The 14,596-nt window shown below is 60.6% G+C and carries 16 protein-coding genes and 2 tRNA genes; 8 read left to right on the top strand and 10 right to left on the bottom strand.

Features of this window, described 5'->3' with window-relative positions:
• The first annotated feature begins 108 nt into the window (after nucleotides 1-108).
• The 3 genes from I6E39_RS10445 (at nucleotide 109) to I6E39_RS10435 (ending at nucleotide 4,361) form a co-directional block, all read left to right on the top strand.
• Nucleotides 109-876 carry an ABC transporter ATP-binding protein gene (locus tag I6E39_RS10445; protein ID WP_235381524.1) on the top strand — a complete coding sequence of 256 codons (768 nt, stop codon included), beginning with the start codon at nucleotides 109-111 and terminating at the stop codon, nucleotides 874-876.
• Complete coding sequence (locus I6E39_RS11105; RefSeq protein WP_268842281.1) at nucleotides 866-2,710, top strand: FtsX-like permease family protein; 1,845 nt, start codon at nucleotides 866-868, stop codon at nucleotides 2,708-2,710. The genes I6E39_RS10445 and I6E39_RS11105 overlap by 11 nt, the downstream gene beginning before the upstream one ends.
• Before the next feature lie 247 nt (nucleotides 2,711-2,957).
• Nucleotides 2,958-4,361, top strand: coding sequence for an MATE family efflux transporter (locus tag I6E39_RS10435; RefSeq protein ID WP_235381523.1), 1,404 nt, complete (start codon nucleotides 2,958-2,960; stop codon nucleotides 4,359-4,361).
• Nucleotides 4,362-4,405: 44 nt separating this feature from the next.
• On the opposite strand, the gene I6E39_RS10430 is transcribed toward I6E39_RS10435, so the two are convergent.
• Nucleotides 4,406-4,588, bottom strand: a complete 183-nt coding sequence (locus tag I6E39_RS10430) for a hypothetical protein (protein WP_235381522.1) — start codon at nucleotides 4,586-4,588, stop codon at nucleotides 4,406-4,408.
• Between the two features lie 99 nt (nucleotides 4,589-4,687).
• Here I6E39_RS10430 and I6E39_RS10425 point away from each other — a divergent pair, with 99 nt between their 5' ends.
• Entirely contained in the window at nucleotides 4,688-4,891 is a 204-nt protein-coding gene (locus tag I6E39_RS10425) for a helix-turn-helix domain-containing protein (RefSeq protein ID WP_235381521.1), read from the top strand.
• Nucleotides 4,892-5,090: 199 nt separating this feature from the next.
• Here I6E39_RS10425 and rpsR read toward each other — a convergent pair whose 3' ends face one another.
• The 6 genes from rpsR to I6E39_RS10395 all read right to left on the bottom strand — a co-directional run bounded on the left by rpsR (nucleotide 5,091) and on the right by I6E39_RS10395 (nucleotide 9,105).
• On the bottom strand, nucleotides 5,091-5,330 hold the full coding sequence (gene rpsR, locus I6E39_RS10420) for a 30S ribosomal protein S18 (protein WP_374740045.1): 240 nt from the start codon (nucleotides 5,328-5,330) through the stop codon (nucleotides 5,091-5,093).
• Nucleotides 5,331-5,373: 43 nt separating this feature from the next.
• Nucleotides 5,374-5,856: a single-stranded DNA-binding protein gene (locus I6E39_RS10415; protein WP_235381520.1), complete on the bottom strand. Its 483-nt coding sequence runs from the start codon at nucleotides 5,854-5,856 to the stop codon at nucleotides 5,374-5,376.
• 12 nt (nucleotides 5,857-5,868) lie between these two features.
• Nucleotides 5,869-6,165: a 30S ribosomal protein S6 gene (rpsF, locus tag I6E39_RS10410; RefSeq protein ID WP_235381519.1), complete on the bottom strand. Its 297-nt coding sequence runs from the start codon at nucleotides 6,163-6,165 to the stop codon at nucleotides 5,869-5,871.
• A gap of 190 nt (nucleotides 6,166-6,355) precedes the next feature.
• Nucleotides 6,356-7,426 (bottom strand): PTS sugar transporter subunit IIC, encoded by a 1,071-nt coding sequence (locus I6E39_RS10405; protein ID WP_235381518.1) that lies wholly within the window; start codon nucleotides 7,424-7,426, stop codon nucleotides 6,356-6,358.
• A 106-nt stretch (nucleotides 7,427-7,532) separates the two neighbouring features.
• Nucleotides 7,533-8,429: a helix-turn-helix domain-containing protein gene (locus tag I6E39_RS10400; protein WP_235381517.1), complete on the bottom strand. Its 897-nt coding sequence runs from the start codon at nucleotides 8,427-8,429 to the stop codon at nucleotides 7,533-7,535.
• Nucleotides 8,430-8,592: 163 nt separating this feature from the next.
• A complete protein-coding gene (locus I6E39_RS10395; protein WP_235381516.1) occupies nucleotides 8,593-9,105 on the bottom strand; it encodes a transcription repressor NadR in 513 nt (170 codons plus the stop codon).
• Between the two features lie 238 nt (nucleotides 9,106-9,343).
• Between I6E39_RS10395 and proS the strand changes: the two genes are divergently transcribed.
• Both proS and I6E39_RS10385 read left to right on the top strand, forming a co-directional pair.
• Nucleotides 9,344-10,789: a proline--tRNA ligase gene (gene proS / locus I6E39_RS10390; protein ID WP_235381515.1), complete on the top strand. Its 1,446-nt coding sequence runs from the start codon at nucleotides 9,344-9,346 to the stop codon at nucleotides 10,787-10,789.
• A 239-nt stretch (nucleotides 10,790-11,028) separates the two neighbouring features.
• Nucleotides 11,029-11,880: a DegV family protein gene (locus I6E39_RS10385; RefSeq protein WP_235381514.1), complete on the top strand. Its 852-nt coding sequence runs from the start codon at nucleotides 11,029-11,031 to the stop codon at nucleotides 11,878-11,880.
• Between the two features lie 119 nt (nucleotides 11,881-11,999).
• On the opposite strand, the gene I6E39_RS10380 is transcribed toward I6E39_RS10385, so the two are convergent.
• Together I6E39_RS10380 and I6E39_RS10375 are read right to left on the bottom strand one after the other, a co-directional pair.
• Nucleotides 12,000-12,323: a sigma-70 family RNA polymerase sigma factor gene (locus tag I6E39_RS10380; protein WP_235381513.1), complete on the bottom strand. Its 324-nt coding sequence runs from the start codon at nucleotides 12,321-12,323 to the stop codon at nucleotides 12,000-12,002.
• The gene (locus I6E39_RS10375) at nucleotides 12,304-12,537 is read right to left on the bottom strand and encodes a hypothetical protein (RefSeq protein ID WP_235381512.1); all 234 of its coding nucleotides are present in this window, start codon (nucleotides 12,535-12,537) and stop codon (nucleotides 12,304-12,306) included. The genes I6E39_RS10380 and I6E39_RS10375 overlap by 20 nt, the downstream gene beginning before the upstream one ends.
• A gap of 289 nt (nucleotides 12,538-12,826) precedes the next feature.
• Between I6E39_RS10375 and I6E39_RS10370 the strand changes: the two genes are divergently transcribed.
• Together I6E39_RS10370 and I6E39_RS10365 are read left to right on the top strand one after the other, a co-directional pair.
• Nucleotides 12,827-12,902 (top strand) — tRNA-Thr (locus I6E39_RS10370).
• Between the two features lie 13 nt (nucleotides 12,903-12,915).
• Nucleotides 12,916-13,000: transfer RNA gene (locus tag I6E39_RS10365), tRNA-Tyr, on the top strand.
• An 879-nt stretch (nucleotides 13,001-13,879) separates the two neighbouring features.
• Here I6E39_RS10365 and I6E39_RS10360 read toward each other — a convergent pair.
• Complete coding sequence (locus I6E39_RS10360; protein ID WP_235381511.1) at nucleotides 13,880-14,290, bottom strand: hypothetical protein; 411 nt, start codon at nucleotides 14,288-14,290, stop codon at nucleotides 13,880-13,882.
• Nucleotides 14,291-14,596 lie beyond the last annotated feature (306 nt).

The following is a 14,596-nucleotide window of genomic DNA, read 5'->3' as shown; positions in this document are numbered from 1 at the left end:
GGCCGCCCCCTACGAAGCCATATTGTAAACCGTGCGTAGGGGGCGGCGTCCCCGACGCCCCATAATACATCCAGAAACTAAAATTTTTAAAAGTAAAGGAGGAACACCATGGAAGAAATTTTGACGGTAACAGATCTGACCCGAGTATACGGCAAGGGAACGGCGGCCACCCGGGCCCTGGGCGGGGTGTCTTTGTCTCTGGAGGCGGGGGAGTTTGTAGGGGTGATGGGCCCCTCGGGGTCCGGGAAAACCACGCTCCTGAACTGTGTGTCCACCATCGACCGGCCCACCTCCGGCTCCATCGTCATCGACGGGAAGGAACTGACCGGGCTGACGGGGCGGGAGCTGTCCCGGTTCCGGCGGGAGCGGCTGGGCTTCATCTTTCAGGACTGCAATCTGCTGGACACCCTTACCGCTTTTGAAAACATCGCCTTGTCCCTTTCCATCGTCAGAGCCCCGGCGGGGGAGATCGAGGGAAGGGTAAAGGAGATGGCCAACCTGCTGGGGATCTCCGACTGTCTGGACAAATACCCTTACCAGATGTCCGGCGGCCAGCAGCAGCGGTGTGCCGCCGCCCGGGCCATGGTCACCCGCCCGGCCCTGGTGCTGGCCGACGAGCCCACTGGCGCCCTGGACTCCAGATCCTCCAAGCTGCTTCTGGACCGGCTGGAGGAACTGAACCGGGAGATGGGCGCTACCATCCTGATGGTCACCCACGACGCCTTCACCGCCAGCTGCTGCCGCCGGGTGGTATTCCTCCGGGACGGCCGGATCTTTCTGGAACTGCGCCGGGAAGGGGAGGACCGCCGGGCCTTCTTTCGGAAGATCATCCGGGTGGTGTCCGAAATGGGAGGAGAGATGGCCGATGTTCTTTAAGCTGGCCCTTCGCAATGTCCGCCGCTCCTTCCGGGACTACGGGGTGTACCTGCTCACCCTCACCTTCGGCGTGTGCCTGTTTTATACCTTCAACGCCATCGAGGGCCAGGGGGCCATGGTTTATCTGAGCCGGAACGACAACCCTATGGTGTCGTCCATCCTCATGCTCATCGACATCTTCTCTGTCTTCGTAGCGGTGGTGCTGGCCTGCCTCATCCTGTACGCCGACCGCTTCCTGCTGCGGCGGCGGAAGCGGGAGCTGGGCACCTACCTGCTCCTGGGCCTCACCCAGGGCCAGGTGTCCCGGCTGCTCTTTCTGGAGACGGGGGTGGTGGGTCTGCTGTCCCTGGCCGCCGGCCTGGCGCTGGGGGTGCCGGCCTCCTGGGGCATGTCCGCCCTCACCCTGTCCATGTTTGAGGTGGATGTGTCCGGCCTGCTGGGGCTGTCCTTCTCCTGGAGGGCGGCGGGCAAGACCGTGTTGTATTTCGGCCTGATCTTCCTGCTGGTCATGGGTTTCAGCGGCCTGGAGGTGTCCAGAGCCAGACTCATCGACCTGCTCCAGGGGGAGCGGAAGAATGAGGTGCTGAAGCAGCGGCCCCTGGGCTGGGCGGTGGTCCAGCTGGCGCTGGGCGCTGTCTGTCTGGCGGCGGCCTACGCCATCCTGCTGTTTTTCGGCATGGCCATCGCCGTGGCGGTGCTGCCTATCTGTATTCCCATGCTGACCCTGGGCACTCTGGGGACCCTGCTGATCTTCAAGTCGCTGTCCGGCTTCGTGCTGAAATTCGCCCGGGAGCGGCCCGGCTTTTACTATAAAAATCTGAATCTGTTTACCCTGCGCCAGTGGATCAGCAAGGTCCACACCACATACCTGTCTCAGACGGTGATCTGCATCCTGCTGCTGCTGGCCATCGGCATCACCGCCAGCTCCGTGGGGCTGAATTCCACTCTGGAGCAGATGACCGGCCAACAGGCCCCCTTCGACCTCACCGTCCAGAACCAGTCCGCCGACTGGACAGGCCCCGAGGATTTTGAAGGGGTGCTGGCGGAGGGGGGCTTCGACCTGAAGCGGCTGGACTGGACCGCCGACGTACCGTTCTACTACAACGACCCGGCGGTCACCGGCACCGCCGAGGCCAGCGCCGCCCTTCGCCTGTCCGACTACGACGCCCTGCTGGCCCGCCAGGGTCGGCCCGGCTACACCGGGGTCCTGCCCTTTCTCCAGGCGGACCGGAACGAGGGCTTGGTCACCGGCAACCTTGGGCTGACCTATGTGGTGATCCCCGATGAGATGGCGGAGGGGCTGGAGCTCCGCCGCCAGGTCTGGTGCGCCGACTACGTCGGGGACAAGGAGAAGACGGAGTCGGACCTGCTCGCCCTGCTCCGGCCCCTGAGCCAGAAGATCTCCCTGCGGGTGGAAAGCCGACTGACGATCTATCAGGACGTGATGGGCAGCAAGATCCTAGCGTTGTATTTAGGACTGTATCTGGGCTTTACCTTCCTGCTGGCCGCGGCGGCGGTGCTGGCTCTCCAGCAGCTGAGTCAGGCCGCCGACAATACCCGCCGGTATGCCGTCCTCCGCCGGCTGGGGGCGGAGGAGAAGCTGGTGGCCCGGTCGGCCGCCCACCAGGTGGCCCTGGCCTTCCTGCTGCCCCTGGGGCTGGCCCTGATCCACGCGGCGGTGGGCATGAAGGCGGCCAACGACCTCATCGCCATGGTGGGCCGGGTGGACAGCGTGGGCAGCAGCCTGGCCGCCGCCCTGGTCCTGCTGCTGGTCTACGGCGGCTACTTCCTGGCTACGGCTGCGGCCTGCCGGAGGATGGCCCGGAACGCCTGACAGGGGGAGGGGAACGCGCTCCTTCCTTGCGCTTGGCAAATGATACCAAATGACGGCCCATCCCAGTCTGACGGGGTGGGCCGTTTTGACCGCAAGAGGGGAGACGATTCGCCACTCTTGTAAGAAAGACGGAGAAAAAGCGGCGCAAGATTGTAGAAAACTTCTCTATGCAGATGGGCGGGGGATGATTATAATTATCCGAGATTCAACCAGAACTTGATCTGCGTTCCCGGAAAGGGGGATTCTTATGACCAAAGATCTGACGGTGGGCAGCCCCATGCGGCTGATCTTCGGCTTTACCATGCCCACGCTGTTTGGGATGCTGTTCCAGCAGCTCTACAATCTGGTGGACACCATGATCGTGGGCAAGCTGCTGGGCGCCGGGGCGCTGGCGGCGGTAGGCTCTACCGGCTCCATCAACTTTTTTGTCATCGGCTTCTGCATGGGCGTGTGCAATGGCTTCGCCATCCCGGTGGCCCAGCGGATGGGGGCCCGGGAGCCCTCGAAAATGCGGCGCTATGTGGCCAACGCCGCCTATCTGGCCGCGGCCCTGGCTCTGGTGCTGACGGTGGCCACCGGCCTGCTCTGCCGGACGATCCTGACGGTCATGCGTACCCCGTTGGATATTTTTGATAACGCCTACGCCTACATCTTTATCATCTTCATGGGCATCCCGGCCATTATTCTCTATAACCTGTTGGCGGGGATCATCCGGTCCCTGGGGGACAGCAAGACGCCGGTGTACTTCCTGGCCCTGTCCTCCTTCCTGAACATCGTTCTGGACTTTACCCTGATCCTCTGGTTCCGGGCCGGGGTAGCCGGAGCGGCCATCGCCACGGTGGTGTCCCAGGGCATCTCGGGCGTGGCCTGCCTGTTTTACATGAGAAAGAAATATCCCATCCTCCGCATGACCCGGGAGGAGCGGCGGCTGGACGGACACTCCTGCAAGGTGCTGTGTGCCATGGGCATCCCCATGGGCCTGCAATACTCCATCACCGCCATCGGCTCCATCGTCCTCCAGTCGGCGGTGAACGCCCTGGGCAGTACCTATGTGGCGGCGGTGGCGGCGGGCGTCAAGCTGTTCCAGCTGCTGGCCTGCCCCTATGATGCCATGGGAGCCGCCATGGCCACCTACTGCGGCCAGAACGTGGGGGCCTGCAAGCTGGACCGCCTGGGCCAGGGAGTCCGGTCCTGCGCCCTTATGGGCCTGATCTATGCCATCGCGGGCTTTGCCGCCATGGCGGCCTTCGCCCCCCAGTGCGCCATGCTGTTCCTGAACCCCCGGGAGCCCAATCTGGCCCTGCTGGTGGAGCTGACCAGCCGGTATATTATCATCAGCTGCGCCTTTTTCTTCCCCCTGGCCCTGGTGAACATTGTGCGGTTCTCCATCCAGGGGATGGGATTCAGCACCTTCGCCATTCTGGCCGGGGTCATGGAGATGGCGGCCCGGGTGGTGGTGGGACAGTTCTTCGTCCCCGCCTTTGGATATACCGCCGCCTGCTTCGCCTCGCCCGCCGCCTGGGTGTGTGCCGACCTGTTTTTGGTCCCGGCCTGCGCTGCCTGCATCAAGCGGCTGCGGAAGCTGTATCCCTCCCGGCCCGACGAACCCCAGGCCGTCCCCGTCCCCGCCAGCGTGGGCGCGGGACAATGATAGGAGCAAGACAAAGCGCCAGCCCGCCGGGCTGGCGCTTTGTTTTATGCCCGGTCGGGCGGAGCCCAGCGGGGACAGCGCTCGTCCGCCCGGCGGTCCTTGACCATGGGATGGACACAGTGGCCCAGATGGGTGGGGAAATAGCAGTCGCTGGACTTGATATAGTGCAGCCGGAAATGCTTACATCCGCCACAGACTTCCTCCCTTTGATAACGCCGACGGGACATTGTCATCACCTCTGGCATAAATAATATCGGTAATACCTATATTTGTCAATATCGGTTTTGCCGATATTGTATGCTGACTATGAAAGATGAGGTGGTTGGATGAAATTCCAGCGTATTCGGGATTTGAGAGAGGACCATGATAAAAAGCAAATTGAATTGGCCAATTATTTGGAGATTAAGCAGAGTACGTATTCTGACTATGAGAGTGGAAAAATCAACATTCCCATTGACATGCTCATAAAGATCGCGGATTTTTATGGTGTTACTTTAGACTATCTGGTAGGTCGGAGCGACGAGATGTGACGGCGCGGCGGACCACTGCGGCCTGAGGGCGTTTTGCAGGAATATGGCTTGCCCCCGCCGGAGGTCATGCGTAAAACGGACGGCGGGGGCAAGCCCCCGCCCTACTTTTTATTGGCCCACGGGCGGCTTTGATTAGGGAAAAAACGCAAAAATCCCCGGACCTCCCATGGAGAAGGTCCGGGGATTTTGATACCGCAAATCAGTCGGTGACGTAGGGCAGCAGGGCGATCTGACGAGCGCGCTTGATGGCCTCGGTCAGCTGGCGCTGATGCATGGCGCAGGTGCCGGTGGTGCGGCGGGGCAGGATCTTGGCCCGCTCGGAAGTGAACCGGCGCAGCTTGGCGGCGTCCTTGTAATCGATGCACTCCACCTTGTCCACGCAGAAGGCGCAGACCTTGCGGCGCTTGCGGCCGCGGGGAGCTCTGTTATCACGTTCCATAGCCATGGATTTTACCTCCTTTTACGACCTTATCTGGTCAAAGTTAGAACGGCAGCTCGCCGTCATCATCAGAAAGCTCGGCAAACTGGTCCCCGTCCGCGGGAGGGGCCCCATAGCCGGAGGGTGCGGCGGGAGCGGAGTAGCCGCCGGCGGAATAACCGCCGTGGCTGTAACCGGCAGAGTAGCCTCCGCCGTCGCCGTCCCGCTTGGAATCGCCGAAGTAGACCTGGTCGGCTACCACCTCGGCGCTGCGGCGCTTGTTGCCCTCCTTATCCGTCCAATCACGGATCTGGAGGCGCCCCTCCACCACGGCCATGCGGCCCTTGGTGAAGTAGCGGCTGACAAACTCGCCGGTCTGGCGCCAGGCCACCACGTCGATGAAGTCGGTGGCCCGCTCGCCGGTGGACTTGTCCTTGAAATCCCGGTCAACGGCCAGGGAGAAGGAAGCCACTGGAGTACCCGTCTGGGTGCGCCGGAGTTCGGGGTCACGGGTCAGACGACCCATGATGAAGATTTTGTTGAGCATGCCTGCTCCCCCTTACTGGTCCTTGCAGACGATCATGGAGCGCATTACACCGTCGGTAATACGGAAGATACGATCCAGCTCAGCGGGGATAGCGGCGGCGGCAGTGAAGGTCATCAGCACATAGTAGCCCTCCATCAGATCGTTGATGGGATAGGCCAGACGACGCTTGCCCCACTCGTCGATCTCGGAGACAGTACCGTTGGCCTCGACCACGGCCTTGAACTTCGCCACCAGAGCGGCGATCTGCTCCTCGCTCAGAGCGGGATCCAGAATGTAAACCGCCTCGTAGTTCGCATTGATCTTTGCCATATTTCTTGCACCTCCTTATGGACGTATGGCCCCCGGTCATCTTTGCCGGGAGCAAGGATGTCACTGCCTCCTCACGGAGACAGGCTTAATTATTATACCGGAAACGGGAGAAATGTCAAGGAAAATTCCAAATTTTCTCGAAAAAATCCCGCCCGGACCGGCCGGACGGGATTTTTGGAGCGAATTTGATTTACTGCGGCAGAGTCAGGTCCCCCTCTCTGATCCAACCGATCTTCCGCAGCACCTCGCAGAAGGCCCAGCTGAGAACGGCGGGGAGGACGAAGCAGATGAGGACCAGCCCCAGCCAGTCGAAAGCGGTGGGGGTAATCGCCGCGGCGTTCACCATTTCCACGGCCTTTTCGCTGGGATTGAGCCAGCCCGTCCACACGCCGATCTGCCCCACAAAGCCGCAGGTGCCCATGCCGGAGGACACCGGCTCGCCGTTCATCTGCAGCTTGAACAGGCAGGTGGCGATGGGGCCGGTGATGGCGGAAGCCAGGATGGGGGGGATCCAGACCCGGGGATTTTTCACGATGTTGGGCATCTGGAGCATGGAGGTGCCGATGCCCTGGGACACCAGACCGCCCCAGCGGTTCTCCTTGAAGGACATAACGGCGAAGCCCACCATCTGGGCGCAGCAGCCCGCCACGGCGGCGCCGCCTGCCAGTCCCACCAGCCCGAAAGAGGCGCAGATGGCGGCCGAGGAGATGGGCAGGGTCAGGGCGATGCCCATCAGGACGGAGACGGCAATGCCCATCCAGAAGGGCTGGAACTCGGTGGTCAGTACGATCAGCTGCCCGAAAGCCTTGGCCGCCGCCCCGATGGGAGGTGCGATGAGGGTGGACAGCCCCACGCCCACCAGGACGGTGACGGCGGGAGTGACCAGAATGTCCACCTTGGTCTCTTTGGAAACGGCCTTGCCGAATTCAGCGGCAATAATGGCGATGAACAGCACGGCCAGAGGGCCGCCGGCGCCGCCCAGCTTGTTGGCGGCCCAGCCCACTCCGGTCAGGGAGAAAAGGACCATGGGGTCGGCCTTCAGGGCGTAGCCGATAGCCACCGCCATGGCCGGACCCGCCATGTCAAAGGCGAACTGGCCCACGTCTACGAAAAACTGCATCCCCAGCTGCTGGCCCAGGGTCTTGATGATGGTGCCGATGAGCAGGGAGCAGAACAGGCCCTGGGCCATGGCCCCCAGAGCGTCGATGCCGTACCGCTTGGCGGAGATGACGATATTTTTCCGTTTCAGGAATTCTTTCATAAGGACGCACCCTCTTGTGGTAGAATGAGGTTTACAGGTGTCAAGACACATGTAAACCTCATTCTAATCAAAAGTATGGATTTGTCAAGTGTTTTTTCCGGGGCGGTCAGTCCTCGCCTTTATAGGGGTCCAGAATGATACAGACCACACCGCACAGGATACCGCCCACGGCAAAGACCCACCAGGCGCTGCCCCAGAGATTCAGGGCCAGCCCAAGGCCCACATAGATGGCGGTGGCCAGGGTCATCAGAGCGCCGCAGACGGCGCCGATGAGATTTTTCCGGGCCCGGGCCTCCGGGGTGGGGTTGTTGTCCCGGTTATACTTCCAGATCTTGTACTTATCGTCGGTCATCCCGCCGTAGACCAGGGACATGACCGACCCCGCCACGATGAGCAGAAACAGTCCGGCGGCCACGGATTCATAGGGCTCCTGCTCAGGGAAAAAGTTGAAGAATAACAGCAGCAGCACCACGCCGAACAGAATGCCGCCCACGCCTCCGGCGATGTACCAGATAAATTTTTGCCCAAAGGCGTCCTTTTCCTCCTGAGAGTAGAAGTCGGAAACGGTGGGGTTCTTTTTGCAGAATCGGTCGTACTGCATCCCGCTGGCCACAATGGTCACAACGGACACAGTGATGACCAGCAGCAGAAAGGCTACAATCAGCATCTCGGGCAGACCCAATACATTAAAAATCGGCATTCCCCCCACGGCGGCGATGATGGCGCCGATGGCGAGGGTCATCCGCCGGATGAAGCGGGTCATAAAGTCGTCGTACCGGGCGGTGTCGGATACCTGGCTGGCCTCTACGCTGCCGCGGAGCAGGGTGTCCAGGTCCACGCTGTACAGATCGCAGATACGCAGCAGGGTGTCCATCTCGGGGAAGCTGGCTCCGCTCTCCCATTTGCTCACCGACTGGCGGGATACGTCCAGCTGCTCGGCTAGCTGCTCCTGGGTGATGGAATTTCTGGTGCGAAGGAACTGAAGGTTTTCAGAAAATGACATGGGGAAGTACCTCCTCTGTTTTGGATCAGGATGGTACGAGCATACCGGAAAAAGGAGCGCAAAACCAGCGATTTGCTGTTGCGTTTCACGATTTTGCTGTCAACTTTGAGTTGCGCGGGGGATTTTTCACGGGAAAGGAGGCAAAAAACTGGCTTGGTCCCTGTTATCCCTCCAGCAGCACGCCCAACTCCTTCAGGGCCCCCCGGACCCGCTGGAAGGCCCCCTCGTCGGGGCAGGACACGGTGTGGAGGTGGATGCCCTCGGTGAGCAGGGACAGGGGGGCGGCGGACTGTTTGCGGCAGCGTTCCACGAACTGAGCCACGTCGTAACGGCTGGAGAGCGCCAGCGGGCCGGTGAGCTGGCCGTAAATGGGGTGCTCCACGATCACGTCCACCACGGTGCAGCCCTGGTCCACGATGGCGTTGAGCTCCGCCTCCATTTGCTCCCCGTTGTGGCGGCAGGCCAGGGTACGGACCAGTCCGGCGGGCTGTTCAGGCAACACATAGCCCCGGGGAGTGGCGGCGATGTCCATGCCTCCCGCCCGCAGCAGGGCCACGTCCCCCACGATGATCTGCCGGCTGACGGAAAATTCCCGGGCCAGAGCGGCGGCGCTCACCGGGTCCCGGGCCTCCTCCAGCCGACGGGCCACGGCTTGTCTTCTCTCCTGGGCGTCCATGAAATAGCCCTCCTTTCTGTCAAGGTCAGTGTCTTGACGGTAGTATATCACGGGAAACGGGAAACCGCAACGGCGGAACAGGGGCTTTTTTTCGGGAACTTTGCGGGAAACCTTGACTTTTATCCCATTCATTCATACAATAAAGGATACGAGTTTACAAAGAAGCGTCTGAGCCGTCGTGAGCAGCGAACAGGCGAGGCGTGACCGATCCATTTTAAAGATAAAGGACTGAAACGATATGGCTCAGAACCCCAACAAAAAGCAGGTGGAGCAGATCACCGACATGGAGGCGGACTTCACCCAGTGGTACACCGACGTGTGCAAAAAGGCGGAGCTCATCGACTACTCCTCCATCAAGGGTATGTTCATCTACCGTCCCTATGGCTATGCCATCTGGGAGAACATCCAGAAGGAGCTGGACAAGAAGTTCAAGGAGACCGGCCATGAGAACGTGGCCATGCCCATGCTGATCCCCGAGTCCCTGCTCCAGAAGGAGAAGGACCATGTGGAGGGCTTCGCCCCCGAGTGCGCCTGGGTCACCTACGGCGGCGGCGAGAAGCTGGAGGAGCGCTACTGCATCCGGCCCACCTCCGAGACTTTGTTCTGCGAACACTTCAAGAATATCATCCACTCCCACCGGGACCTGCCCAAGAAGTACAACCAGTGGTGCTCCGTCCTGCGCTGGGAGAAGACCAGCCGTCCCTTCCTGCGCCACCGTGAGTTCCTGTGGCAGGAGGGCCACACCATGCACGCCACCGAGGAGGAAGCCCGGGAAGAGACCCAGCAGATGCTGAACATCTACGCCGACTTCATGGAAAACGTGCTGGCCATGCCCGTGGTCAAGGGCCGCAAGACCGACAAGGAGAAGTTCAACGGCGCCGAGGAGACCTATACCGTGGAGTGCATGATGCACGACCGCAAGGCCCTCCAGGCCGGCACCAGCCACTACTTCGGCGACGGCTTCGCCAAGGCCTTTGACATCACCTTCACCGGCAAGGACAACCAGCTCCACAACCCCCACCAGACCAGCTGGGGCGTGTCCACCCGCATGATCGGCGGCATCATCATGACCCACGGCGACAACAACGGTCTGGTGCTGCCTCCCCGCATCGCCCCCATCCAGGCCATGGTCATCCCCGTGGCCCAGCACAAGCCCGGCGTGATCGAGGCCGCTACCGCCCTGCTGGAGCGGCTCCAGGCCGCCGGCATCCGGGCCAAGATGGACGACTCCGACCAGTCCATGGGCTGGAAGGCCGCCCAGTACGAGATGAAGGGCGTGCCCCTCCGCGTGGAGATCGGCCCCAAGGATATGGAGAAGAATCAGTGCTGCGTCTGCCGCCGGGATAACGGCGAGAAGGTCTTTGTGCCGCTGGCTGAGCTGGAGGATACGGTTCAGAAGCTGCTGGACCAGGTCCACGAGGGCCTGTACCAGCGGGCCAAGAAGAATCTGGAGGACCACACCAAGGTTTGCATGACGCTGGAAGAGGTCAAGGAGTTTATGGAGACCGAGGGCGGCTTTGCCAAGACCATGTGGTGCGGCGATCTGGAGTGCGAGCTGAAGATGAAGGAGGAGGCCGGCGTCTCCTCCCGGTGCATGCCCCTGGTCCAGGAGAAGGTGGGCGACACCTGCGTGTGCTGCGGCAAGAGCGCCAAGCACATGATCTACTGGGGCGTGGCATACTAAGAATCCCGCAGCCGCCGCAGCGTGGCAGGGAAGCCCGGAAGCGGGCAATGTCCGCGGCGCAAACTCAACAAGACACTCAAATGGGGGCCGGCTCTGCCGGTCCCTCCCTTTGTACCGGCATTCTGCATGACGCTCTTGGCGGAGCGCTGCCATGTGTGCCATGACCTTTGTACCATCAATAAGACCGGCCGGCGGACAGAGAGGGCTGTCCAAGGCTGGGACCTGAGGAAAGGAACGATATGAATATCGCCATTGCCACCGACACCACCAGCGGGATCTCCCGGGAGGAAGCCCAGCAGCTGGGAGTTTTCGTGCTGCCTATGCCGGTGACCATTGACGGCCGGGAGTATTTGGAGAGCGTTGATCTGGGCCGTGACTTTTTCTTCCGCAAGCAGGTGGAGGGGGCCGACATCACCACCTCCCAGCCCTCTCCCGGCGCGCTGACCGAACTCTGGGACAAGCTGCTGGAGGACCACGAGGGGGTCCTGTACCTGCCCATGACCAGCGGCTTGAGCAGCTCCTATGCCACCGCCGCCGCTCTGGCGGCAGACTATGACGGCCGGGTGGCCGTGGCAGACACCAGACGTATCTCCGTCCCCCTGCGGCAGATGGTTCAGGATGCCCTGACTTTGGCACGCCGGGGGCTGCCCCTGTCTCAGCTCCGGCAGCGGCTGGAGGAGCAGGCTCTGTGCGCCAGCATCTATATCACCCCGGTCACCCTGGAGTATTTGAAGAAGGGCGGCCGGATCACGCCCGCCGCAGCCGCCATCGGCACCGTGCTCAACGTCAAGCCGGTGCTTCAGATCCAGGGCGGAGGCGTGGACGCCTTTGCCAAGGTCCGGGGCATGAAGCAGGCGGTGGAGAAGATGTTCTCCGCCCTGGACCAGGACCTGTCCACCCGGTTTGCCGGGAAAGCGGTGCGGGTCTTTGCGGCCTACTCCGGCGAGGCGTCGGTGGGGGAGAACTGGAAGGCCCAGATGGAGGAGCACTACGGGGAGAAGTTCGTCCGGATCGACCCCCTGGCGCTGAACATCTGCTGCCACACCGGCCCCGGGGCCATTGCCCTGGGCTGCGCGGAGTATGAAGCGTAACGGATCGCTGTATCAAAACTGCGGGCCAGTCCCAACGGACCGGCCCGCAGTTTGTATGTCTTCCATATGACGCGTGTGCCGTTGCGCCGACCGCCGTTCCCGGTCCCGGGTGGGACAGGTCAGGGGTCGTCCATGCTGGCAAGGTAGGCGCTGGCGCCATAGCGCAGGCAGCGCTCGAGCCGGCGCTCTCCCCGCTTGATGGTCCGGGAGATGGTGGACTTGTCCACCCCCAGCCGCTCGCCGATCTCCCGCATGTTCAGCCCCTCGGCGTAGTAGAGCAGCAGGGCCTGACGCTGCTTTGGCGTCACGTCCTCCCGGAGCGCCCGGATCAGATTGCGCTTCAGACGGCTGAGCTCATCGGTGTTGTCTGCCGCCATCTGCCGGGTGTATACCGCCATGTCGGCGGCGTAGCTCTCGCCCCGCTTATATCGTGTATTTGGCATTGCGCCGATACCTCCTGTCGTAATAGCGTTCGGTAAGTACGGCCAGCTCCCGGGCCTCCCGCAGCATGATGGAGAGCAACCGGATCCGGTCCCGGAGCTGGAAACAGACCTCCGGGTCCTCGGTCTGCTCCATTTGGCCCTGAAGCTGGTGGATCCGCAGCTCCAGAGCCTGGGCGTGGGCGCGGTATTCCACAGAAAGTTCCTGTAAGGTCATAGCAATTGTTCGTCCTCCTCTTTTTCAAGCCGGGACAGACAGCCGGCGCAGACGACCCGCCCGCGCCACAGTCCGGTCTGATCCCAGTGGTATTGCTCTCCCCCGCACAGCGGACACAGGCAGACAGGCCTTTCCGCCTGCCGGTCCCTCAGTGGCGGCATCAGTTTCCCCGTGGTTTCCCTCTCCTTCCGGCCCCGACGAAAAATGGGAAAGATTTTTGAAAATGTACTTGACAATTCCCCTTTCGTTTAGTATAATACCCCTTGCTGTTGGACAGAAACACTGATGTGCTGGTGTAGCTCAGCCGGTAGAGCAGCTGATTTGTAATCAGCAGGTCGGGGGTTCGAATCCGTCCACCAGCTCCACAAGTTCATATTTGGAGGAGTTCCCGAGTGGCCAAAGGGGGCAGACTGTAAATCTGTTGCGTTTCGCTTCGGTGGTTCGAATCCACCCTCCTCCACCACGTCGTCGCGGACTTCATATCGTTCGCGACGACTTTTTATTTTAAAAAGTCATCGCTCATTCATTCCGTCGCTCCTCCTTTCCAAATCGAACCCGCTGCGCTGGGCTTCGATTTGGTTTTGGGTACAGACCTGAAACCGGAGACATCTATACTGCTGCGATGTTACAGAAAAACGGTGACCCCGCCAGGGGTTGCCGTTTTTCCTATCTGAGGTGGATGAGACGGCGGCTCTTGGCAACGTGCCAGTGGCGCGTTGCAACCGGCGGGCTTTTCCGCAGAAAAGCGAATCCACCCTCCTCCACCAAGTCGTCGCAAGCTGTGTGCAGCTTGCGACAACTTTTCATTGTTTAAAAACCGTCAATGCGTTCATGCCACTGTGTCTCTGTTCTGGATCGTACCCGCTGCGCAGAGTCCCGTTCCGGCGTCCACCCTTTGTGCAGCGTTTAGGATGAAGCGGGAACGTTTTGCCCACATCTGTCGTGGGAACATATGTGGGTGGACAGGGACAAATATTGTGTGTCCGCCATTTCTGCGCATGGTGATCCCACGGGGAGCTGTCCGTGGGACCCTTTCCGCACGGTCCGTTTCCAGGCTGCTGCGTTGGGATGCCCCCACGCCAAAGCCGACGGCTTTTCGCGAAGGGTGGAGGATTTTTTGGGGAAACTGCGTTCTGATTGGGGGGAGGGAAGGAAAGGTAAACGCAGACATAGAACTAATGTTCTATGTCTGCGTTTAGCATACTCCTTTTTCGGGGTTCTGTCAACCTGCTGTGGACAAGGTTTTATAGATCGCAGACCGGAAAAAGGGACTTTTGGGAATAAAGAAAAAGAAAAGAAATCCCCCGCAGGAAGCTCCTGCGGGGGATTGTTGTTATGAAAATCAGAAGTACTTCTTGATGCCCTCGGTGGCCAGAGACTCGTCGTCGCTGATGGTGATGGTGAACTTGATGTTGTGCTGCTCACCGAAGTTGTTCAGCCAATCCAGGAACTTCTCGGTCTCGTTGTTGCACTCGCCGCCGACGATCTTGGTCAGGCTGTCGATGAAAATGTGGGTAATGTCATAGTTGCCGGCATACAGGCCGCTGACAAAGCCCTTCAGGGCGGTGTAATCGGCAATATCATACTGGCTGGCTTCCACCAGGCGGATCTGATAATGAATATCGAAGGTCAGCTTGTTGCCCTTCTCAATGCAAACCACATTGCCGTGCTCGGTCTGGACGGCGCTGTTGATCATATCGATCATCTGCTTGGTCTTACCGGAGCCCTTCTTGCCCATGATAACTCGAATCATGTGTATCACTCCTTAACGATTTGACGTAGGGAAGTGGTTCCCTTTGCTTATTATCACTTTACCATATCGGGGGTGCTTTTTCAACTGCATTATTGTGAATTTTTTGTGGAGGGGAAAATAGGGGGATTTTGGAGTCAAGAGTCCCTGAGCAAGCGTGAAACGCAAGCTTAGGGACTCTTGGAACCGCGGACCGAACCTCCGATTACAGGTTGGCTTCCAGCTGGCGCTGCAGCTCCTCGTAGCCGGGCTTGCCAAGAAGAGCGAACATGTTGCTCTTGTAGGCCTCCACACCGGGCTGGTTGAAGG

This window comes from Pseudoflavonifractor phocaeensis (genome assembly GCF_021531375.1).
Taxonomy (GTDB): domain Bacteria; phylum Bacillota; class Clostridia; order Oscillospirales; family Oscillospiraceae; genus Lawsonibacter; species Lawsonibacter phocaeensis_B.
Note: the sequence above shows the minus strand (reverse complement) of the source record. Positions and strands in the feature narration are given on the sequence as shown.